This is a genomic window from Streptomyces sp. NBC_01171, from assembly GCF_045039805.1.
Taxonomy (GTDB): domain Bacteria; phylum Actinomycetota; class Actinomycetes; order Streptomycetales; family Streptomycetaceae; genus Streptomyces.
The window spans coordinates 1,188,096-1,209,110 of the sequence record NZ_CP108609.1 but is presented as its reverse complement, the minus strand read 5'-3'; the positions used below and the strand labels follow the sequence as shown (position 1 = coordinate 1,209,110).

Below are 21,015 nucleotides of genomic sequence, written 5' to 3'. Positions count from 1 at the left end.
AAGGCAAAGGGGCCCCGGACCGATGAAGGTCCGGGGCCCCGAAGCAAAGCAATCACGCGTTACGGCAACTGCGCCGCCCGCGCCTCCCGACGGTTGTCGCGGAAGTTGTTCACCCGGCGGGCCGTGGCGAACAGCGGGATCACCGCGCCCATGACGAGCTGGAGTGCGCAGCCCGTCTGGAGGAGGAGCTGTCCGCCCGGGGCGTCGAAGGCCCAGGCGGCCAGCAGGCCCATGGAGAGGACGATCCAGCCGAGCATCGCGCCGGCGAGGCGGCCGCGCGGCTTCGGGTACTCGACCCGGCTCACCATCAGCCAGGCGGTGCCCACGATGGCCAGCAGGGTGGCCGGGAACGGCAGCTCCAGCAGCACGATGGAGACGACCGTCAGCGCGCCGAACGGCGAGGGCATGCCCTGGAACATGCCGTCCTTGAGCGTCACGCAGGAGAACCGCGCGAGCCGGAGCACGACGGCGAGCAGCACCACGATCGCCCCGAGTGCCGCCACCCGCTGGTGCGCGTCGTCCGCGACCATGCCGTAGACCAGGACGAAGTACGCCGGGGCCAGGCCGAAGCTGATCAGGTCGGAGAGGTTGTCCAGCTCCGCGCCCATCGGGGAGGAGCGCAGCTTGCGCGCCACCAGCCCGTCGAAGAGGTCGAAGACCGCCGCGCAGAGCATGAGGATGACCGCCGTGGCCGCGCTGTGGCGGGCCATGCCGGATTCCTGGCTGCCGGTGAGGTGCGGGATGAGGATGCCGGTGGTGGTGAAGTACACCGCCATGAAGCCGCAGGTCGCGTTGCCGAGCGTGAGGGTGTCCGCTATCGACAGGCGCATAGAGAGGGGCATCTCCTCCTCGTCGCCCGCCTCGTCGGCCTCAGGCACCCAGCCCGCCTGTGTCTCTGGATCAATCACGGTCAATGCGAGTCACCCCAGCCACGGTCTTCTGACCGACCTCGACATCGACCTCCACGCCCTCGGGCAGGTAGAGGTCGACACGCGAGCCGAAGCGGATCAGACCGATGCGGTCACCCTGCTCGACCTTCGTGCCCTCAGGGATGTACGGCACGATGCGGCGGGCCACAGCGCCCGCGATCTGGATCATCTCGATGTCGCCGAGTTCGGTGTCGAAATGCCAGACTACGCGCTCGTTGTTCTCGCTCTCCTTGTTGAAAGCCGGAACAAAGCCGCCGGGGATGTGCTCGACCGACGTCACGGTGCCCGCGAGGGGCGCGCGGTTGACGTGGACATTGAGCGGGCTCATGAAGATGGCTACGCGGGTGCGGCCGTCCTTCCAGGGCATGATGCTCTGCACCACACCGTCGGCGGGCGAGATGACGCGGCCCGCCGTGATCTCGCGCTCCGGGTCGCGGAAGAACCACAGCATGCCCGCCGCGAGAGCGGTGGCGGGCACGGCGACGGCCTTGGCGACGCCCGAGCGGCGGGCCCGTGCCAGGCTGAGGGCCGCGGTGGCGACGGTCGGGAGGAGCCACGGCGATGCTCCGCGCGCGAGGCGTACGCCGCCGGCTCGGCTGTCGCTGGGTGCAGAGGTTTGGCTGTGGGGCATGGATGACCTTCGTAGCGGATGATGCCGCGCAATGACGGGGGACGGCGGCTTTCCGGGGATCGTACCGGGCGCGGGCCGCAACTGGGCAAGCCAGGAAGCCGAGTCGGCGGCCGAAGAGCGTCGACGGGGTGTGATCTTCTTCTCGGCGATAACACCCCGTCTCCGGACAATCAGCCCTGGAATCGATACTCTTCGAGCAGGCGGCGACCGATGATCATTTTCTGGATCTCGGCGGTACCCTCACCGATCAGCAGCATCGGCGCCTCGCGGTACAGGCGCTCGATCTCGTACTCCTTGGAGAAGCCGTAGCCGCCGTGGATGCGGAAGGCGTCCTCGACGACCTCCTTGCAGTACTCGGAGGCCAGGTACTTGGCCATTCCGGCCTCCAGGTCGTTTCGCTCCCCGGAGTCCTTTTTGCGCGCGGCGTTCACCATCATCGCATGGGCGGCCTCGACCTTGGTGGCCATCTCGGCCAGCTTGAACTGAATGGCCTGGTGCTGGGCGATCTGCTTGCCGAAGGTGTGCCGCTGCTGGGCGTACGAGACACCCAGTTCGAAGGCGCGCTGGGCGACACCGCAGCCACGCGCCGCGACGTTGACACGGCCGACCTCGACGCCGTCCATCATCTGGTAAAAACCCCGGCCCGTGACGCCACCGAGCACCCGGTCGGCCGGGATGCGCAGGCCGTCCATGATCAGCTCGGTGGTGTCGACGCCCTTGTACCCCATCTTGTCGATCTTGCCGGGGATGGTGAGACCGGGCCGGACCTCGCCGAAACCGGGCTCCTTCTCCACCAGGAAGGTCGTCATGGACTTGTGGGGCGCGGTGCCCTCGGGGTGTCCTTCGTCACTCCGGACCAGAACGGCCACCAACGAGGACGTTCCGCCGTTCGTCAGCCACATCTTCTGGCCATTGAGGACGTACTCCTCGCCGTCCTTCACCGCCTTGGACGTGATGGCCGACACGTCCGAGCCGAGCGCCGGCTCCGACATCGAGAACGCGCCCCGGATGTCGCCCGCCGCCATGCGCGGCAGGAAGTGGTCCTTCTGCTCCTGCGTGCCGTGCTGCTTGAGCATGTACGCCACGATGAAGTGCGTGTTGATGATCCCGGAGACCGACATCCAGCCGCGGGCGATCTCCTCCACGCACAGCGCGTAGGTGAGCAGCGACTCGCCCAGGCCCCCGTACTCCTCGGGGATCATCAGACCGAAGAGGCCCAGTTCCTTCAGGCCGTCCACGATCGCTTGCGGGTACTCGTCGCGGTGCTCCAGCTCCGTGGCGACCGGGATGATCTCCTTGTCCACGAAGTCGCGGACGGTGGAGAGGATCTCCTGCTGGATGTCCGTCAGACCGGCGGTCTGGGCGAGTCGGGCCATGGCCTACTTCTCCTGCTGCTTGAGTTCCGGGCGGCCCGGCTGCTCGCCGCCGCGCTCCTTGATGTACGTCTCGGTCGGCACCATGACCTTGCGGCGGAAGACGCACACCAGGGTGCCGTCCTGCTTGTAGCCCTTGGTCTCCACGTGCACGATCCCGCGGTCGTTCTTCGACTTCGACGGCCACTTGTCGAGCACGGTCGTCTCGCCGTAGATCGTGTCGCCGTGGAAGGTCGGCGCCACGTGCTTCAGCGACTCGATCTCCAGGTTGGCGATCGCCTTGCCGGACACGTCCGGCACCGACATGCCGAGCAGCAGCGAGTAGATGTAGTTGCCGACCACCACGTTCTTGCCGAAGTCGGTGGTGCTCTCGGCGTAGTTGGCGTCCATGTGGAGCGGGTGGTGGTTCATGGTGAGGAGGCAGAAGAGGTGGTCGTCGTACTCGGTGACCGTCTTGCCGGGCCAGTGCTTGTAGACGGCCCCGACCTCGAACTCCTCGTAGGTGCGCCCGAACTGCATGCTCACGCCTCCGGAATCTCGAACTTGGACGTCCGCCGCATCCCGGCCGCGCGGCCCTTGCCCGCGATGACCAGGGCCATCTTGCGGCTGGCCTCGTCGATCATCTCGTCGCCGAGCATCGCCGAACCCTTCTTGCCGCCCGCCTCGGAGGTGCAGTACTCGTAGGCGTCCAGGATCAGCTCGGCGTGGTCGTAGTCCTCCTGCGAGGGGGAGAAGACCTCGTTGGCGGCGTCCACCTGGCCGGGGTGCAGCACCCACTTGCCGTCGAAGCCGAGCGCGGCGGCGCGGCCGGCGACCTCGCGGAAGCCGTCCACGTTGCGGATCTGGAGGTAGGGGCCGTCGATCGCCTGGAGGTCGTTGGCGCGGGCGGCCATCAGGATCTTCATCAGGATGTAGTGGTAGGCGTCCGCCGGGTAGCCGGGCGGCTGCTCGCCCACGACGAGCGACTTCATGTTGATCGACGCCATGAAGTCCGCAGGGCCGAAGATGATCGTCTCGATACGTGGACTGGCCGACGCGATCTCATTGACGTTGTTCAGACCCTGCGCGTTCTCGATCTGCGCCTCGATGCCGATCCGGCCGACCTCGAAGCCCATCGTCTTCTCGATCTGCGTCAGCAGCAGGTCCAGGGCGACCACCTGCTGGGCGTTCTGCACCTTGGGCAGCATGATGCAGTCAAGGTTGGGGCCGGCGCCCTCGACCACCGTCACGACGTCGCGGTAGGTCCACTCGGTCGTCCAGTCGTTGACCCGCACGACCCGTGTCTTGCCCGTCCAGTCGCCCTCGTTGAGGAACTTGACGATGGTGTGCCGCGCCTCGGGCTTGGCGAGCGGCGCGCACGCGTCCTCCAGGTCGAGGAAGACCTGGTCGGCCGGGAGGCCCTGTGCCTTCTCCAGGAACCGCGGATTGCTCCCCGGCACCGCGAGACAGGAGCGGCGCGGGCGAAGGCGGTTGACAGGGGTCGTCATGCGGGGACCTCCAGGGGGTCGAGCTTGTTCGCTGTGCGGATCTCGTCGACGATACGGCCGATGATTCCGGTGATGTCGAAGTCCTTCGGGGTGAACACGGCGGCCACGCCGGCCGACTTCAGCAGTTCGGCGTCGGCGTTGGGGATGATCCCGCCCGCGATCACCGGGATGTCGTGCGCCCCGGCCTCGCGCAGCCGGTCCAGCACGTCCGGCACGAGCTGGGCGTGCGAGCCGGACAGGATGGACAGGCCGACCGCGTGCACGTCCTCCGCGAGCGCGGCGTCCACGATCTGCTCCGGGGTCAGCCGGATGCCCTGGTAGACCACCTCGAACCCGGCGTCACGGGCGCGTACGGCGATCTGCTCGGCGCCGTTGGAGTGCCCGTCCAGGCCCGGCTTGCCCACCAGGAACCGCAGTTTGCCGACGCCCAGGTCGCGCGCGGTGGCGTCCACCCGTGCCCGCACCCCGGCCATCGCGGACCCGGCCTCGGCGGCCACCGCCACCGGGGCGGAGGAGACGCCGGTCGGCGCCCGGTACTCGCCGAACACCTCGCGCAGCGCCCCCGCCCACTCGCCGGTCGTGACACCGGCACGGGCGCACTCCAGGGTGGCCTCCATGAGGTTGTCGGTGCCCTTGGCGGCCTCCTTCAGCTTCTCCAGCGCCTTGCAGGGGCGCGGGTGGTTGAAGGGCGGCTGGTAGCGGGTGTCCCGCCAGGTGCCCAGCGCCTCGATCACCCGGTTCTCCACGGCCGGGTCGACCGTCTGGATCGCGGTGTCCAGGTCGGCGGTGAGCGGGTTCGGCTCGGTCGTCTCGAAGATGTTGACGCCGATGATCTTCTCGTCGCCCGACTCGATCCGCGCCCGCCGCTCGGCGTGCGAGGCCACCAACTGGGACTTGAGGTAACCGGATTCGACGGCGGCCATCGCGCCGCCCATCTCCTCGATCCGGGCCATCTCCGCGAAGGAGTCGTCCACCAGGGCGGACACCTTCTCCTCGATGACGCGCGAGCCGGCGAAGATGTCCTCGTACTCCAGCAGATCGCTCTCGTGCGCCAGCACCTGCTGGATGCGCAGCGACCACTGCTGGTCCCAGGGCCGGGGCAGGCCCAGCGCCTCGTTCCAGGCGGGCAACTGCACGGCACGCGCGCGGGCGTCCTTGGAGAGGGTGACCGCCAGCATCTCCAGCACGATCCGCTGGACGTTGTTCTCCGGCTGCGCCTCGGTCAGGCCGAGCGAGTTGACCTGGACGCCGTAGCGGAACCGGCGCTGCTTGGGGTTCTCGATGCCGTACCGCTCGCGGGTGACCTGGTCCCAGATGCGGCCGAACGCCCGCATCTTGCACATCTCCTCGACGAAGCGGACACCCGCGTTGACGAAGAACGAGATCCGGGCCACCACGTCGCCCATGCGCTCCTCGGGCACCTGGCCCGAGTCGCGCACCGCGTCCAGCACCGCGATGGCGGTGGACATGGCGTACGCGATCTCCTGGACCGGCGTGGCGCCGGCCTCCTGGAGGTGGTAGCTGCAGATGTTGATCGGGTTCCACTTGGGGATGTGGGACACCGTGTACGCGATCATGTCCGTCGTCAGCCGGAGCGAGGGTCCCGGCGGGAAGACGTGCGTCCCGCGCGAGAGGTACTCCTTGACGATGTCGTTCTGGGTCGTGCCCTGGAGCCGGGTGATGTCGACACCCTGCTCCTCGGCGACGACCTGGTAGAGCGCCAGCAGCCACATGGCGGTGGCGTTGATCGTCATCGAGGTGTTCATCTGGTCCAGCGGGATGTCCTGGAACAGCCTGCGCATGTCACCCAGATGCGAGACGGGCACGCCGACCCGGCCGACCTCGCCGCGGGCGAGGATGTGGTCGGCGTCGTAGCCGGTCTGGGTGGGCAGGTCGAACGCCACCGACAGACCGGTCTGGCCCTTGGCGAGGTTGCGCCGGTACAGCTCGTTGGACGCCTCCGCCGTCGAGTGCCCGGCGTAGGTCCGCATGAGCCACGGACGGTCCTTCTCACGCGCCTGCGGCGCCTGACGCTCTGTCACGTTTCGCTCCTCAGACGTTCCGGAAGCGGTTGATCGCGTCGATGTGCTCGGCGCGCAGCTCGGCGTCGCGCACGCCGAGCCCCTCCTCGGGGGCCAGGCACAGCACGCCGACCTTGCCCTGGTGGAGGTTGCGGTGCACGTCGTACGCGGCCTGGCCGGTGTCCTCCAGGGAGTACACCTTGGACAGCGTCGGGTGGATCTTGCCCTTGGCGATCAGGCGGTTGGCCTCCCACGCCTCGCGGTAGTTGGCGAAGTGGGAGCCGATGATGCGCTTGAGCGACATCCACAGGTAGCGGTTGTCGTACTCGTGCATGTAGCCCGAGGTCGAGGCGCAGGTGGTGATGGTGCCGCCCTTGCGGGTGACGAAGACGCTCGCGCCGAAGGTCTCGCGGCCGGGGTGCTCGAAGACGATGTCGATGTCCTCGCCGCCGGTCAGTTCGCGGATGCGCTTGCCGAAGCGCTTCCACTCCTTGGGGTCCTGGGTCCGCTCGTCCTTCCAGAACTTGTAGCCCTCGGCGTTGCGGTCGATGATCGCCTCGGCGCCCATCGAGCGGCAGATGTCCGCCTTCTGGTCGCTGGAGACGACACAGATCGGGTTGGCGCCGCCGGCCAGCGCGAACTGGGTGGCGTACGAACCGAGTCCGCCGCTCGCGCCCCAGATCAGCACGTTGTCGCCCTGCTTCATCCCGGCGCCGTTGCGGGAGACGAGCTGGCGGTAGGCGGTGGAGTTGACCAGGCCGGGGGCCGCGGCCTCCTCCCAGCTCAGGTGGCCGGGCTTCGGCATGAGCTGGTTGGACTTGACGAGCGCTATCTCCGCCAGCCCGCCGAAGTTGGTCTCGAAGCCCCAGATGCGCTGCTCGGGGTCGAGCATCGTGTCGTTGTGGCCGTCGGAGGACTCCATCTCGACGGAGAGACAGTGCGCGACGACCTCGTCACCGGGCTTCCAGGCGTTCACGCCGGGGCCGGTGCGCAGGACGACGCCCGCGAGGTCCGAGCCGATGATGTGGTACGGCAGGTCGTGCCGCTTGGCCAGCTCGTTCGTGCGGCCGTAGCGCTCCAGGAACCCGAAGGTGGACAGCGGCTCGAAGATCGAGGTCCACACCGAGTTGTAGTTCACCGAGGAGGCCATGACGGCCACCAGGGCCTCGCCGGGGCCCAGCTCGGGCAGCGGCACCTCGTCGAGGTGGGTGGACTTGCGGGGGTCCTTGTCGCGGGTCTCGAGGCCCGCGAACATCTCCGTCTCGTCCTTGTGCACGGTGATCGCGCGGTACGACTCGGGCAGCGGGATGGCGGCGAAGTCGGCGGACGTGGCGTCCGACTGGATCGCGGCGAGGATGTCCTTAACGGTCACGGTATTGCCTCCGGCGGTGAGCGCCCTTGAGGGAGGGGCGCTGGGGTTTCGTCGGTGCGGGAAGTGCGCTCGGGGGGTGCGAGGGGTGTGCCGTCGGTTGGGCGGCTGGTGCTTCGGCGGCGCTTTGTGGCGCGGGAGGTTGCCTGTGACGCAGGCGTCCGGACGCGCGAGCCGGGTGGCTTGCGGGGACAGCCGACGCGCGGGATTTCGCTACGCGCCGGCCGTCCGGACACTCTCAACGTATGACACCGCGTGTCAGGCGGCAAGGCACTGAGTGCCAGAACTTCCTCTCACATGAAATCTTTACGTAACAAATGAGCGATGATCGATCGAACGGGCTCCGACAGGCGCCAAAAAACGGGCCCGGACATGGCAAAACGGCCACCCCGAGGGGTGGCCGTCGTCACAGCGGGAAACGCGTGCTCAGCGCTCCTTGAGTGCCTGCTCGATGGTCCGCATGACCTCGTCGAGCGGGGCGTCGGTGCGGGCGACCGTCACCAGCACCTCGCCGTGCGCGGAAGCCGTCGCCGGGGCCGGAGCGGCCGCGGAGGCCGTGCTCCGGCCGGCGCCGATGCCGGTGCCGAAGGTCCGGCGCACGATCGCGAAGGCGTGGTCGAGCTGCGCCTCCACGTCGCCCTGGCCGTCCGCCCGCAGCCAGCGCCGCAGCACATGGTTGTGGGCGGTGACGACGGCGGACGCGGCGACCTCGGCCAGCAGCGGATCGTCGTTGGCGTCGTCGGCGTGCGCCCGCTCGTCGAAGTGGCCCAGCAGATAGCGGGTGAACAGCCGCTCGTAGCGGGCCACCGAGGCGATCTCCGCCTCGCGCAGCGTCGGCACCTCGCGGGTCAGCCGGTAGCGGGCCACCGAGATCTCCGGCTGGGCCGCGTACATCCTCATGACTTCCTTGATCCCGCGGCACACGGTGTCGAGCGGGTGCTCGTGCGCCGGGGCCGCGTTGAGCACCGCCTCGGCCCGGATCAGGGTGTCGTCGTGGTCGGGGAAGATCGCCTCTTCCTTGGAGCGGAAGTGGCGGAAGAACGTGCGCCGCGCGACCCCGGCCGCCGCGGCGATCTCGTCCACCGTGGTCGCCTCGTACCCCTTGGACGCGAAGAGTTCCATCGCGGCCGCCGCCAGTTCCCGGCGCATCTTCAGCCGCTGGGCGGCGGCGCGACCGCCGGCGGTGCTCTCCGGTGCGTCGGAGGCGGCGGATGTACGTGAGGACCTGACGGGCTGGGACATGACCCGAACGTACTGCATGGACGCCGTGCCACGCGCGGGTGCCGGGAGGCCCTCGTCCCCGAGGTGGACGGGGGCCCGGCCGGGCGGGGTGAGGCCGCCCGGTTCGAGCAGCCCGCCCCACTCCGGCCCGTCCCGGAGACCGTCGCCGTCAGCGGCGGGCATACTCGCGGAAGCCCCGGCCGGTCTTGCGGCCCAGGCAGCCCGCAGCCACCAGGTGCTCCAGCAGTGGCGCCGGGGCGAGACCCGGGTCGCGGAACTCGCGGTGCAGCACCTTCTCGATGGCCAGCGAGACGTCCAGTCCGACCACGTCCAGCAGTTCGAACGGCCCCATCGGGTAGCCGCCGCCCAGCCGCATCGCCGCGTCGATGTCGTCCAGGGTGGCGTAGTGCTCCTCGACCATCTTGATCGCGTTGTTCAGGTACGGGAACAGCAGCGCGTTCACGATGAAGCCGGCGCGGTCGCCGCAGTCCACCGGGTGCTTGCCCAGCCGGGCGCAGACCTCGCGGACCGTGGCGTGGGTGTCGTCGTCGGTCAGCACCGTGCGCACCACCTCCACGAGCTTCATCGCCGGGGCCGGGTTGAAGAAGTGCATGCCGATCACGTCCTGCGGGCGCGAGGTGGCGCGGGCGCAGGCGACGACGGGCAGCGAGGAGGTGGTGGTGGCCAGGACCGCGCCCGGCCTGCAGACCTTGTCCAGCGCCTGGAAGAGCTGCCGCTTGACGTCCAGGTCCTCCGCGACCGCCTCCACGGCCAGGTCCACGTCGGCGAACGCCTCGTAGCTGCCCGCCGGGGTGATCCGCTCCAGCATCCCGGCCGCCGACTCGGCGGTCAGGCGCCCCTTGGCGACCGAGCGGTCCAGCGACTTGCCGACGCGCGCCTTCGCGGCCTGCGCCTTCTCCTCGCTGCGCGCGGCCAGGATCACCTCGAACCCGGCCTTGGCGAACACCTCCGCGATGCCCGACGCCATCGTGCCGGACCCGGCCACGCCCACCGAGCGCACCGTACGGCCCGCCGTCGCGGTGTCGCCGGGCGCCGGGGTGAAGGCGTCCGGGACGGTCTCGGCGCTGCCCGGAGCCGCGTAGGTGTAGAAGCCGCGGCCCGCCTTGCGGCCGGTCAGGCCCGCCTGGCTGAGCTGCTTCAGGATCGGCGCCGGGGCGTGCAGGCGGTCACGGGACTCGGCGTACATCGCCTCCAGGACCCGGCGGGCGGTGTCCACGCCGATCAGGTCCAGCAGGGCGAGCGGGCCCATCGGCAGACCGCAGCCCAGCCGCATCGCGGCGTCGATGTCCTCGCGGGAGGCGTAGCGCGCCTCGTACATCGCGGCGGCCTGGTTCAGATAGCCGAACAGCAGGCCGTCCGCGACGAATCCGGGGCGGTCACCCACCGCGACCGGCTCCTTGCCCAGCTCGACCGCGAGGTCGGTGACGGCGGTGACCGCCTGCGGTGCGGTCAGCACCGAGGACACGACCTCCACCAGCTTCATCGCCTGCACCGGGTTGAAGAAGTGCAGGCCGATGACGCGCTCGGGGCGCTCCGAGCCGGCGGCGAGCCGGGTGACGGAGAGCGCGTTGGTGCCGGTGGCCAGAATGGTCTCCGGCCGCACCACGCGGTCCAGTTCGGCGAAGATCTGCTGCTTGATCTCGTACGACTCCGGGGCCACCTCGATCACGAGGTCGGCGTCGGCGGCCGCGGCGAGGTCGGTGGAGGTGGTGACCCGGTCCAGCAGGGCGGCGCGCTCCGGCTCGGTGAGCCGGCCGCGCTCGACGGCGCGGGCGGTGGAGCGCTCCAGCGCCTGGACGCACGTGGCGGCCTGGGCCGCGTCGATGTCGATGCCGACCACGTCGCGGCCGGCCCGCGCCAGGACCTCGGTGAGACCGGTGCCCATGGTGCCGAGACCGACCACGGCGATCGTCCGCAGCGGGGAGGGAGGGGTGTGGGACAGGGGAGTGGCCATCGCGGAACTCCAGGAAGAGTGGTGACGACGAGGAACGCGCCACACGCGCGAGGACGCGTGCCGAAGCGCGGGGATGCGGGTGTTGCCGGGCTGCGAAGCGCACACGCCCGGTGCCGTCGTGACGGGCGCGCACACGCCCATGACGGTCCAACTTGCCGACCGGCCCTGTCCCGGAGCCGGGTCGTGCTCTCGACGGTTGCGTCACCAGACCGTCGCCAGCCGAAGCGCGAGTGGGTAACTCGCTCGTCTGAGCTTAACCAGTGAGTAACGAGCGCGCCAGTGGCGGGCGCCAACTCGGCTTTGTGATGTACCTCCCTTCACCGTCATCACGCGCCTACGCTGGGTGTGTGGACGAAGAGTTGCGAGTGCTCACCGAACGCTTACGGCGGGAGTCGCGGGGCGGAGTCGCCTACGAGAGGCTGGTGGGCACCGGGGATCACGACGAGCTGGCAGAGGTCCTCACCGCGCCCGGACAACCCCTGTGGGCCCGAGAGTTGGCTGCCTATCGGCTCGGAGTCGCCGGGGACCGGCGGGCGTTCGAGTCTCTGGTGCTGCTCCTCAACCACCGCGACCCGCCCCGGTGTGCGGCCGCCGCCGAGGCGCTGGCCGTGCTCGGGGACCCGCGCACCGCGCGGGCGGCCGCCGCGCTCGCCACCAATGAACTCCGCGTCGCCTATGCCCTGCAACCGGTGCGCCTCCTCGTCCGGCTGCGTGCCCCCGAGTCGGTCCCCGCCCTCATCACCACCCTCGAACGACGCCTTCGCCCCCACGACCCCTACCGCCGGGTCGCCCTCGCCTGCGTGGAGGGCCTCGGCACGCTGGCCGACCCGCGAGCGAAGCGGGTGCTGACCGAGGCGCTCGCCCACCCGGCCCTGGCGGAGGCCGCCGTGACCGCGCTGGGGTGCATCCCGCGTCAGCGGCGGCGGAGTTGAGACCTGACGTACCGCACCTCCCGGACCGACGTGCCGTCCTCGGCGCCGTCCGGGCGAAAGCCCGCGTGCTCGTTGAAGCGGCGGGCGCGGGTGTTGTCGCGCAGGACCCGGAGCAGCATGCGCGGGTGGGCGGTACTGCGGGCGAGGGCCTCGGTGAGGAGGGCCCGGCCGACGCCGGTTGCGAGGTGGGCGGGTCGGCGTAGCGGGCGTACAACTCGACGTCCGACGTGCGGGTTTCGCCGTCCCGGTACGGGCCCACCGAGGCCCAGCCGACGACCTGCCCCGCGCGTTCCGCGACCAGGTGCGTGGTGGGGTCGTCCGGGCGCGTGAAGTGCGCCCGGCGACGCTCGGCGTCCGCCTCGACGCCCAGCTCGTCCAGGTCCGCCTGCGGCATCAGTCCCCGGTAGGCGTGCCGCCGGCCCGTCACGCGGATCTCCGCCACGCGGTCGCAGGCGGAGAGGGCCATCGGGCGGATGGTGAGGGTGCCCAGGGCGGGGAGCCTAGGGAGCGACACCGGCCGGCGCCCCGGATTTCCCGGTGCCCGCCGGAAGCGGCGAGCACCGGTTGGGGGCTCAGTGGCGGAAGCCCAGGAGGCCGTGGAGGGTCGAGCCCTTCGACGCGGCGGGAGCCGTCTTGGCGTCCAGGGGTTTGGGGGCCGGGGACTTGTCGCAGACCGCGTCCACCTCGCCGCGGCCACGGGGGACCGTGCCGTCGGTGAGGTAGGCGGTGAGGTGGTCGTCCAGGCAGGAGTTGCCGGTCAGGGTGATGCCGTGGTTGCCGCCGCCCTGCTCGACGACCAAGCTGGAGTGGGCCAGGAGGCGATGGGTCATCACGCCACCCGAGTACGGGGTGGCGGCGTCGTCCGTCGCCTGGAAGAGCAGGGCCGGGGGGAGCTTGCCGTTGGCGATGTTGACGGGCTCGCGCGGGGGCGTGGGCCAGAACGCGCAAGGTGCGTTGTACCAGGCGTTGTTCCAGGTCATGAAGGGCGACTTGCGGTGGGCCGCCCAGGTGTCCCGCGACCAGCGGCGCCACTCGCGCGGCCAGGGCGCGTCCCGGCACTGGACGGCCGTGTAGACGCTGTAGTTGTTGTCCCCGCCCGCGTCGACGGCGGCGAAGTTCTCGTACGCCTGCTCCAGCGGCCCGGTGTCCTTGTCGTGGACCCAGGAGGCCAGCGCCTCGGCGAGGTAGGGCCAGTAGCCGTCGTAGTAGCCGCCCGGCATGTAGGTGTCCTCCAGCTCGGCGGCGCCCACCTTGCCGTCCGCCGGGTCCTTCGCCAGCGCGGCCCGCATCGCGTACCAGTCGGCCTCGATCCGCGCGGGGTCGGTGCCCAGGCCGTATGCCTCGTCGTGTCCGGCGATCCACGCCATCAGTGCCTTGTGGCGGGCGTCGAAGGCATGGTCCTGGGTGAGGTTGTCCTCGTACCAGACGCCGGTCGGGTTCACGATCGAGTCCAGCACCAGCCGGTGCACCCGCCCCGGGAAGAGCTTGGCGTACACCGCACCCAGGTAGGTGCCGTAGGAGTAGCCGAGGTAGCTGAGGCGGCCGGCGCCCAGGGCCGCGCGGACCGAGTCCAGGTCACGGGCGGCGGAGACGGTGTCGATGTACGGCAGGACGTCGGCGTGCGCCTTGCCGCAGGCGGCGGCGAAGGACCGCACCCGGCCCAGGTTCCGCCGCTCCAGCTCGGGCGTGGCCGGGACGGTGTCGGGGCGTACCGGCGCGAAGTGGTCCGGGGCGCAGTTCAGCGCCGGGGTGCTCTTGCCGACGCCGCGCGGGTCGAAGCCGATGACGTCGTACTGCGCCGCCACCTTCGGGGGCAGCGCGGAGGCGATGTACCCGGCGAGGGTGAGCCCGCTGCCGCCGGGACCGCCGGGGTTGACGAGCAGCGGGCCCTGGGAGGTCTGCGCGGTGTGCGGGACGCGGGACAGGGCGAGCGAGATCTGCCGCCCGGCGGGCCGCGCGTGGTCCAGCGGAACCTTCAGGGAGGCGCACTGGAGGGTCGGGTAGTCGCCGGTGCCGCAGTCCTTCCAGGTCAGGCCCGGCGCGGCGGGGGCGGGGGCGGCCTGGACGGGCAGGGCGGTGGCCGAGGCCGCCAGCAGGACGGCCGTCGCGCCCAGCACGGCTGCGCGTGTTCTCATGCGTGGCAACTCCACGGGACGGAGGATGGCGCGGACCGCGAGGGCCGCGGTCCTCGCGGCATCGTCCCTGCGATCCCCGTCCCCTTCAGCCCGTCCGCTCCGCACTTGACCCGAACGGGTCGCCGGATGCCCTCGAACGCGCTCACATGAGGGTGAGCTGCGTCGGCTCCGGCTCCGGCTCCGCCGGCCGTTCGTCGGGCCGGGCCGGGCGGATGCGCCGGGTGGCGCCCGCGCGGGTCGGCCCGATGCCGTACTCCCGCGCCAGCTCGTGCACCTGGCGGGTGACCCGGCGCTGGTACCAGGTGGGGGCGTAGGAGCCGCCCGCGTACAGCCGCTCGTAGCGGGCCACCAGGTGGGGATGGTGCTCGCCCAGCCAGCTCATGAACCACTCCCGCGCGCCGGGCCGCAGATGCAGCACCAGCGGGGTCACCGAGGTGGCCCCGGACTCCGCGATGGCGCGGACGGTGTCGCGCAGTTGGCCGGGCTGGTCGCTGAGGAAGGGGATGACCGGGGCCATCAGTACCGCGCAGCCGATGCCGTGCTCGCCGAGCGTGCGCACCACGTCCAGCCGCCGCTCGGGCGCCGGGGTGCCCGGTTCCACCGTGCGCCACAGGCCGGGGTCGGTGAAGCCCACGGAGACCGAGATGCCGACGTCGGTGACCTCGGCCGCGCGGACCAGCCGGTCCAGGTCGCGCAGGATCAGGGTGCCCTTGGTGAGGATGGAGAACGGGTTGGCCCGCTCGGTGAGGGCGTCGATGATCCCCGGCATCAATCGGTACCGGCCCTCCGCACGCTGGTAGCAGTCCACATTGGTGCCCATCGCCACGTGCTCCCCGCCCCAGCGCGGCGAGGCCAGCTGGCGGCGCAGCACCTCGGGCGCGTTGACCTTGACCACGATCTGCGAGTCGAAGCCCAGCCCCGTGTCCAGGTCCAGATAGCTGTGCGTCTTGCGGGCGAAGCAGTACACACAGGCGTGCGAACAGCCCCGATAGGGGTTCACCGTCCACTCGAACGGCATCCGGGACGCGCCCGGCACCCGGTTCAGGATCGAGCGCGCCCGCACCTCGTGGAAGGTGATGCCTTTGAACTCGGGCGTGTCGAAGATACGGGTCACCACGGCGTCCGCGCCGAACAGCGCGCCGTCGGGGGTCCGGCCGTGACCACCGGACTCGTCGGTCAGGTTCTCCCAGCGCATGACGCCTCCTCGGTAGCTCGTTCCCCAGAATAGAACATCTGTTCCCATGATCGGGCGGACCCCGATTTGGAGCCGGGGTGCCGGGGTGGTTGGCTGATCCGAAACGCTGGAATACAGGTCGTGGAGGAGAGCGATGGCGCAGGTCGAGGCCACTACGGAACGAGTCGTCGCGGCGAACGCCGACAGGGTGTTCGACGCGCTGACCGACTACCGGACCACCCGCCCGAAGCTGCTCCCCGAGCACTTCAGCGAGTACGAGGTCCGCGAGGGCGGCGACGGCGCGGGCACGCTCGTCCACTGGAAGCTCCAGGCCACCAGCAAGCGCGTACGCGACTGCCTGATGGAGGTCGGTGAGCCGACCGCCGGCGAGCTGGTCGAGAAGGACCGCAACTCCACCATGGTCACCACCTGGCGAGTCACCCCCGCCGACGAGGGCCGTTCCCGTGTCGTGGTCACCACCACCTGGAAGGGCGCCGGCGGCATCGGCGGCTTCTTCGAGCGCACCTTCGCCCCCAAGGGCCTGGGCCGCATCTACGACTCGGTGCTCGACAAGCTCGCCGCCGAGGTCGAGAGCTGACCCCCACCACCGGCCGGTGCGGGGGGTGTTGCTCCCCTCACCGGTTCGAGTGATCTCCGCCGAGACCGGATTCATGCCGTAACTCGCCGTATGTGTTCGCAGTTGTCGCGTAACGCGGGATGTGCGACAGGTGTGAGCGAGGGGAGCGGTACGTGGGCGGAACGACGCTGGTGTGCGAGGAGCCGGTCACCGAGGCGGTACCGGCTCCGGTCGAACACCTGGACCGACCACCCGCCCCGGGACCCGAACTCGGCGCGCGGCAGGTGCGGTTGGTATTCGTCGGGCTGATGCTCGCGCTGCTGCTGGCCGCGCTGGACCAGATGATCGTGGCCACCGCGCTGCCGAAGATCGTCGGCGAGCTGCACGGCCTGGACAAGATGTCCTGGGCGATCACCGCCTACCTGCTGACCTCCACCATCGGCCTGCCGCTCTACGGCAAGCTCGGCGATCTCTTCGGCCGCAAGGGCGTCTTCCAGTTCGCCATCCTGGTCTTCGTGATCGGCTCCGCCCTCGCCGGGCGCGCCCAGAGCATGGACCAGATGATCGCCTTCCGCGCGGTCCAGGGCATCGGCGCGGGCGGCCTGATGATCGGCGTCCAGGCGATCATCGCCGACATCGTGCCGCCCCGGCAGCGCGGCCGCTACATGGGCCTGATCGGCGCCGTCTTCGGCCTCGCCTCCGTCGCCGGACCGCTGCTCGGCGGCTACTTCACCGACCACCTCTCCTGGCGCTGGTGCTTCTACATCAACGTCCCCTTCGGCCTGGTCACCCTCGCCGTGGTCGCCGCCGTGCTGAAGCTGCCCCGGCCGAGGAAGCGCGCCCGGCTCGACGTGCCCGGCGCGCTGCTGCTCGCCGCCGCCTCGACCTGCCTGGTGCTGCTGACCAGTTGGGGCGGGACCGAGTACGCGTGGGACTCCAGGGAGATCATCGGCCTCGGCGCGGGCGCCGTCGCCGCCGTGATCCTCTTCGTCGTGGCCGAGCGGTTCGCCGCCGAACCCCTCATCCCGCTGCGGCTGTTCCGGGACTCCGTCTTCAACATCACCGGCCTGGTCGGACTGGTCATCGGCGTCGCCCTGTTCGGCGCGGCCAGCTATCTGCCGACCTTCCTCCAGATGGTCGACGGGGCCAGCGCCACCGAGTCCGGGCTGCTGATGCTGCCCATGATGGCGGGCATCGTCGGCGCCTCCATCGTCGGCGGCCAGCTCATCAGCCGCACCGGCCGCTACAAGGTCTACCCGGTGGCCGGCGCCGCGCTCGCCGCGCTCGGCATGTGGCTGCTGTCCCGGCTGGAGGTCGACACCTCCCGGCTCGCCTACAGCGTCTGGATGGCCGTGCTCGGCACCGGCATCGGCCTGGTCATGCCCGTCCTGGTGCTCGCCGTGCAGAACTCCGTACGCCCCGCCGACCTCGGCACCGCCACCAGCGCCAACAACTACTTCCGGCAGATCGGCGGCAGCGTCGGCGCCGCCATCTTCGGCACCCTCTTCGCCGACCGGCTCACCGACGCCCTGCGCGAGGACCTCCCGCCGGACGCCTCGGCCGCGCTGCCCGACCCCGAGGCGATCACCCCGCAGCTCGTGCACGCGCTGCCCCCGGCGCTGCGGGACGCCTACATCCACGCCTACGCCGACGCGATGCCCCGGATCTTCCTGTACCTGGTGCCGGTGCTCGTCCTCGGCCTGATCATCGCCTTCTTCCTCAAGGAGAAACCCCTGGTGTCCCAGCACGCCCCCACCGCCAGCGACCCGGACACCGTGCCGGTCAGCATCCCCGTACCGCCCCAGGCCCGCGCGCCGCACGCCGCCGGGATCGCGGTCTGCGGCACCGTCCAGCACCCGGACGGCACCGTGGTGCCCCGCGCCGCGCTCACCCTCATCGACGTCGCCGGGGTGCAGATCGGCCGGGGCGCCAGCGGCGACGACGGCCGCTACGCCCTCGCCACCCCCGGCGCCGGCTCCTACGTGCTCATCGCGGCGGCCGGCGGCCACCAGCCGCAGGCCGTCTCCGTCACCGTCGGCGAACGCCCGGTCGAGCTGGACGTGGTCCTCGGCGGCGCCGGACGCCTCGCGGGCGCCGTGCTCACCGCCGACGGCAGCCCCGTAGGCGACGCCACCGTCACGCTCACCAACGTGCACGGCGAGGTCGTCGCCTCCACCCGCAGCGGCCGCGAGGGCGGGTACGTCATCGGCGAGCTGGTCGCGGGGGAGTACACCCTCGCCGCCAGCGCCCCCGCCTTCCGCCCCGCGGCCCTCCCGGTCAGCGTCCAGGCGTCCCGCGAGACCCGGCAGGACGTCGAACTCGCGGGCGGAGCCGTCCTGAAGGGCACCGTCCGGGCCGGGGGAGGGCGCGCCGTGGAGGACGCGCGGGTGACCCTGCTCGACGCGGCCGGGAACGTCGTCGACACCCTCACCACGGGCGCCGACGGCACCTTCCGCTTCGTCGACCTCTCCTCCGGCGAGTACACCGTCATCGCGGCCGGCTACCCGCCGGTCGCCACGGTCCTCCAGGTCGCGGGCGGCGGCCGCACCGAGCGTGACCTGCAACTGGGGCACGAGGACTGAGGGTTACAGGCCCTCTCGACCCCACGGGGATCTCGGGGACGGAATTCACGGATTGCCACACATGGCGACGTGACTCCCCCGTACCGTAGTGGCGGGCGGCATTGATCGTTCGCGTACAGCCGTGGGGAGAGAGGGCCTGGGCCATGGACCGTGGCAGCGAGCGGGACGCGTCTCCCGGCCGCGGTGCGGAGAACCCCGCGGCGGGCCGGATTCCGCTGGCCGTGGTGATCGTCGACCGCGCGGGCCTGGTGTCCCACTGGAGCAGCGGGGCCGGGCGGATGTTCGGCCCCGGCCGGGAGGCGGCCGTCGGGCAGCCCGTCGCGGACCTGCTGCCCGTCTCGGGGGCTCTGCCGGACGACCTCCAGCACGACACGCCCGACGACGGGGACGGGCTCGATCTGGAGACCTCCCTCGGCGCCCACACCGGCTACCCCACCGCCGGCCGCGCCCGGCTCACCCCGCCCCAGCGTGGGGACGACGAGCGGACCGACGTGCTCTGGTGGGCCTACCCGCTGGCCGGGCCGGGCCCCTCCCGGCTGCTGGTGCTCGCCGCCGACGCCACCCGGCTGCGCGAGGCGCGCGGCCACCGCGACGAGAGCACCGAACGCATCGCCCCCGGCTTCGCCCGCCACACCGAACTGCCCACCGCCGCCGACCTGGAGCGCAGACTCCCCGAGATCCTGCCCAACATGGGGCCCGGACTCAGCGCCCGCATCGCCTCCCAGGTGCTCGAACTCGGCTATCCCGTGCTGGAGTTCAGCCAGTACGAGCGCGTCCCCGTCACCCCGTACTGGGGGGTGCCCCGGCGCCCCGGCCGCTCTGACAGCGTTGTCCCGCACCCCCGCTCCGAGCCGCTGATCCCGGCCGACGCCCTGGCCGACCTAGAGTACGCGGCCGTACGGGAGCGGCTGGAGTTCCTCAACGAGGTCAGCTCCGCCATCGGCACCTCCCTCGACCTCGGGGAGACGATCCGCGAGGTCACCAGCGCGGCCGTGCCCCGGTTCGCGGACTTCGCCGGCACCCATCTGCGCTCCGCCGTCCTCGCGGGCGAGGGCTTCCCCGACGGGCCGCCCGACGCCAGCACCCTGATGCACCGGGTCTGGGTCGAGCACGACGACGAACCCGGCCGCTGGGACGACACCGTGCCGGTCGGCGAGGCGTTCGCCTTCCCCGAGCACACGCCGTTCTACCAGTGCATGGTCACCGGCGAACCGGTCCTCATCCCGAGGATCAGCGACGAACTGGGCAACCGGATCTCGGGTGAGTTCGAGAAGCGGGACCTCAGACCGCTCATCAACGACCGCTCCCTGCTGATCGTCCCGCTCAAGGCGCGCAATGTGGTCCTCGGCTTCATGGTGCTGCTGCGCCGCGCCGACCGGCTGCCCTTCGACGGCATGGACCGCACCACCGGCGCCGAACTCGCCGCCCGGGCCGGGCTGGTGCTCGACAACGCGCGCATGTACACGTACCAGGAGAACGTCGCGGAGACCCTCCAGGACAGCATGCTGCCGCAGGTCACCCCGCGCATGGCCGGGTGCGACGTGGCGACCCGCTATCTGCCCGGCACGCTGCTCGGCCGGATCGGCGGCGACTGGTTCGACACCGTCAAACTGCCCGGCTCGCGCACCGCGCTGGTGGTCGGTGACGTGATGGGCCACGGGCTCAACTCGGCCGCGATGATGGGCCAGTTGCGCACCGCCGTCCAGACCATGGCCGCGCTGGAGACGCCGCCCGCCCAACTGCTGCGCAACCTCGACGACTTGGCCCGCCGGCTGGGCGAGAACTACCTCGCCACCTGCCTCTACGCCGTCTACGACCCGATCCGCGGTGAGCTGCAGATCGCCAACGCCGGGCACATCCCGCCCGTGCTGGTGCGCGCGGCCGACGGCGGCAGCCAATTGCTCGAACTGCCCAGCGGCGCGCCCATCGGCGTCGGCGGGGTGCCCTTCGAGGCGACCACGGTACGGGTCGCGCCCGGTGACCGGCTGGTGCTGTGCACGGACGGCCTGGTCGAGGTGCGCGGCTCCGACATCGGGGAGGGGCTGGCCGCGCTCTGCGAGTCCGCCGCGCACCCGGCCGCCTCGATGGACGCCGCCTGCGACACCATCATCCGCGCCCTCAACACCCGCGGCGGCCGCAAGGACGACGTGGCCCTGCTGATGGCGCGGCTCAACGGCATCCCCGACGACCACGTGGCCCAGTGGCACCTGGAATCCGACCCGCGCGAGGTCTCCCGCGCCCGGCACCTGGTCCGCGAGCGCCTGCTCGAGTGGGGGCTGCCGCAGGCGGTGGACACCGCGCTGCTGCTGGTCAGCGAGGTCGTCACCAACGCGGTGCGGCACGGCGGGGGAGGCCCGGTCGGGCTGCGCGTGGTCCGCGCCGGGGACCTGCTGTTCGAGGTCACGGACGAGGAGCCGGAGCTGCCGGACATGCGCACCGCCGGGCCGGACGACGAGGGGGGCCGGGGCCTCGGCGTGGTCAGCCGGCTGGCGAAGGAGTGGGGCGCCACGGCGAGCGGGCACCGCAAGACGGTGTGGTTCGAGCAGGCGCTGATCCCGTGACCGGGCCCTTGGACCCCTTGTCCGGGGGCAGGAGGCGCGATATCCCGA

General features: G+C 71.1%; 15 protein-coding genes and 1 pseudogene. 4 read left to right on the top strand and 12 right to left on the bottom strand.

Annotation, left to right across the window (positions count from 1 at the left end):
• Positions 1-59: 59 nt before the first annotated feature.
• The 9 genes from pssA to OG448_RS05575 form a co-directional block, all read right to left on the bottom strand.
• The gene (gene pssA / locus OG448_RS05615) at positions 60-914 is read right to left on the bottom strand and encodes a CDP-diacylglycerol--serine O-phosphatidyltransferase (protein WP_078858459.1); all 855 of its coding nucleotides are present in this window, start codon (positions 912-914) and stop codon (positions 60-62) included.
• Positions 901-1,560 (bottom strand): phosphatidylserine decarboxylase, encoded by a 660-nt coding sequence (locus OG448_RS05610; protein ID WP_086691036.1) that lies wholly within the window; start codon positions 1,558-1,560, stop codon positions 901-903. Before OG448_RS05610 ends, pssA begins: the two co-directional genes overlap by 14 nt.
• A 170-nt stretch (positions 1,561-1,730) precedes the next feature.
• Positions 1,731-2,936 carry an acyl-CoA dehydrogenase family protein gene (locus tag OG448_RS05605; RefSeq protein WP_405551808.1) on the bottom strand — a complete coding sequence of 402 codons (1,206 nt, stop codon included), beginning with the start codon at positions 2,934-2,936 and terminating at the stop codon, positions 1,731-1,733.
• A 3-nt stretch (positions 2,937-2,939) separates the two neighbouring features.
• The gene (locus tag OG448_RS05600; RefSeq protein ID WP_361113603.1) at positions 2,940-3,452 is read right to left on the bottom strand and encodes a MaoC family dehydratase; all 513 of its coding nucleotides are present in this window, start codon (positions 3,450-3,452) and stop codon (positions 2,940-2,942) included.
• A gap of 2 nt (positions 3,453-3,454) precedes the next feature.
• The gene (locus OG448_RS05595; RefSeq protein WP_161201681.1) at positions 3,455-4,420 is read right to left on the bottom strand and encodes a CoA ester lyase; all 966 of its coding nucleotides are present in this window, start codon (positions 4,418-4,420) and stop codon (positions 3,455-3,457) included.
• A complete protein-coding gene (locus tag OG448_RS05590) occupies positions 4,417-6,462 on the bottom strand; it encodes a protein meaA (RefSeq protein ID WP_405551807.1) in 2,046 nt (681 codons plus the stop codon). Before OG448_RS05590 ends, OG448_RS05595 begins: the two co-directional genes overlap by 4 nt.
• A 10-nt stretch (positions 6,463-6,472) precedes the next feature.
• Positions 6,473-7,813 carry a crotonyl-CoA carboxylase/reductase gene (gene ccrA / locus OG448_RS05585; protein ID WP_037855229.1) on the bottom strand — a complete coding sequence of 447 codons (1,341 nt, stop codon included), beginning with the start codon at positions 7,811-7,813 and terminating at the stop codon, positions 6,473-6,475.
• Between the two features lie 423 nt (positions 7,814-8,236).
• Positions 8,237-9,052 carry a TetR family transcriptional regulator gene (locus OG448_RS05580; RefSeq protein ID WP_405558700.1) on the bottom strand — a complete coding sequence of 272 codons (816 nt, stop codon included), beginning with the start codon at positions 9,050-9,052 and terminating at the stop codon, positions 8,237-8,239.
• A gap of 148 nt (positions 9,053-9,200) precedes the next feature.
• A complete protein-coding gene (locus tag OG448_RS05575) occupies positions 9,201-11,006 on the bottom strand; it encodes a 3-hydroxyacyl-CoA dehydrogenase family protein (protein WP_405551806.1) in 1,806 nt (601 codons plus the stop codon).
• 347 nt (positions 11,007-11,353) lie between these two features.
• Between OG448_RS05575 and OG448_RS05570 the strand changes: the two genes are divergently transcribed.
• Positions 11,354-11,938: an adenylosuccinate lyase gene (locus OG448_RS05570; RefSeq protein WP_405551805.1), complete on the top strand. Its 585-nt coding sequence runs from the start codon at positions 11,354-11,356 to the stop codon at positions 11,936-11,938.
• Here the strand turns inward: OG448_RS05570 and OG448_RS05565 are convergent.
• The 3 genes and pseudogenes from OG448_RS05565 to OG448_RS05555 form a co-directional block, all read right to left on the bottom strand.
• Positions 11,920-12,404 (bottom strand): annotated as a pseudogene (locus OG448_RS05565) (GNAT family N-acetyltransferase). The gene OG448_RS05570 and the pseudogene OG448_RS05565 sit on opposite strands and share 19 nt — an antisense overlap.
• Before the next feature lie 106 nt (positions 12,405-12,510).
• Positions 12,511-14,073 (bottom strand): alpha/beta hydrolase, encoded by a 1,563-nt coding sequence (locus OG448_RS05560; protein WP_405551804.1) that lies wholly within the window; start codon positions 14,071-14,073, stop codon positions 12,511-12,513.
• Positions 14,074-14,215: 142 nt separating this feature from the next.
• Positions 14,216-15,268, bottom strand: a complete 1,053-nt coding sequence (locus tag OG448_RS05555) for an Rv2578c family radical SAM protein (RefSeq protein ID WP_405551803.1) — start codon at positions 15,266-15,268, stop codon at positions 14,216-14,218.
• A gap of 133 nt (positions 15,269-15,401) precedes the next feature.
• On the opposite strand from OG448_RS05555, the gene OG448_RS05550 reads away from it, so the two are divergent.
• From OG448_RS05550 to OG448_RS05540, 3 genes are all read left to right on the top strand, one after another.
• Complete coding sequence (locus OG448_RS05550; RefSeq protein ID WP_405551802.1) at positions 15,402-15,845, top strand: SRPBCC family protein; 444 nt, start codon at positions 15,402-15,404, stop codon at positions 15,843-15,845.
• Positions 15,846-15,997: 152 nt separating this feature from the next.
• The gene (locus tag OG448_RS05545) at positions 15,998-18,406 is read left to right on the top strand and encodes an MFS transporter (protein WP_405551801.1); all 2,409 of its coding nucleotides are present in this window, start codon (positions 15,998-16,000) and stop codon (positions 18,404-18,406) included.
• Between the two features lie 143 nt (positions 18,407-18,549).
• A complete protein-coding gene (locus OG448_RS05540; RefSeq protein ID WP_405551800.1) occupies positions 18,550-20,967 on the top strand; it encodes a SpoIIE family protein phosphatase in 2,418 nt (805 codons plus the stop codon).
• Positions 20,968-21,015: the final 48 nt, after the last annotated feature.

Coding starts and splice junctions, on each gene's coding strand:
- OG448_RS05610 (WP_086691036.1), bottom strand. CDS start 1,560: ATGCCCCACAGCCAAACCTCTGCACCCAGCGACAGCCGAGCCGGCGGC.
- OG448_RS05600 (WP_361113603.1), bottom strand. CDS start 3,452: ATGCAGTTCGGGCGCACCTACGAGGAGTTCGAGGTCGGGGCCGTCTAC.
- OG448_RS05560 (WP_405551804.1), bottom strand. CDS start 14,073: ATGAGAACACGCGCAGCCGTGCTGGGCGCGACGGCCGTCCTGCTGGCG.
- OG448_RS05575 (WP_405551806.1), bottom strand. CDS start 11,006: ATGGCCACTCCCCTGTCCCACACCCCTCCCTCCCCGCTGCGGACGATC.
- OG448_RS05605 (WP_405551808.1), bottom strand. CDS start 2,936: ATGGCCCGACTCGCCCAGACCGCCGGTCTGACGGACATCCAGCAGGAG.
- OG448_RS05595 (WP_161201681.1), bottom strand. CDS start 4,420: ATGACGACCCCTGTCAACCGCCTTCGCCCGCGCCGCTCCTGTCTCGCG.
- OG448_RS05550 (WP_405551802.1), top strand. CDS start 15,402: ATGGCGCAGGTCGAGGCCACTACGGAACGAGTCGTCGCGGCGAACGCC.
- OG448_RS05580 (WP_405558700.1), bottom strand. CDS start 9,052: ATGTCCCAGCCCGTCAGGTCCTCACGTACATCCGCCGCCTCCGACGCA.
- OG448_RS05555 (WP_405551803.1), bottom strand. CDS start 15,268: ATGCGCTGGGAGAACCTGACCGACGAGTCCGGTGGTCACGGCCGGACC.
- OG448_RS05540 (WP_405551800.1), top strand. CDS start 18,550: ATGGACCGTGGCAGCGAGCGGGACGCGTCTCCCGGCCGCGGTGCGGAG.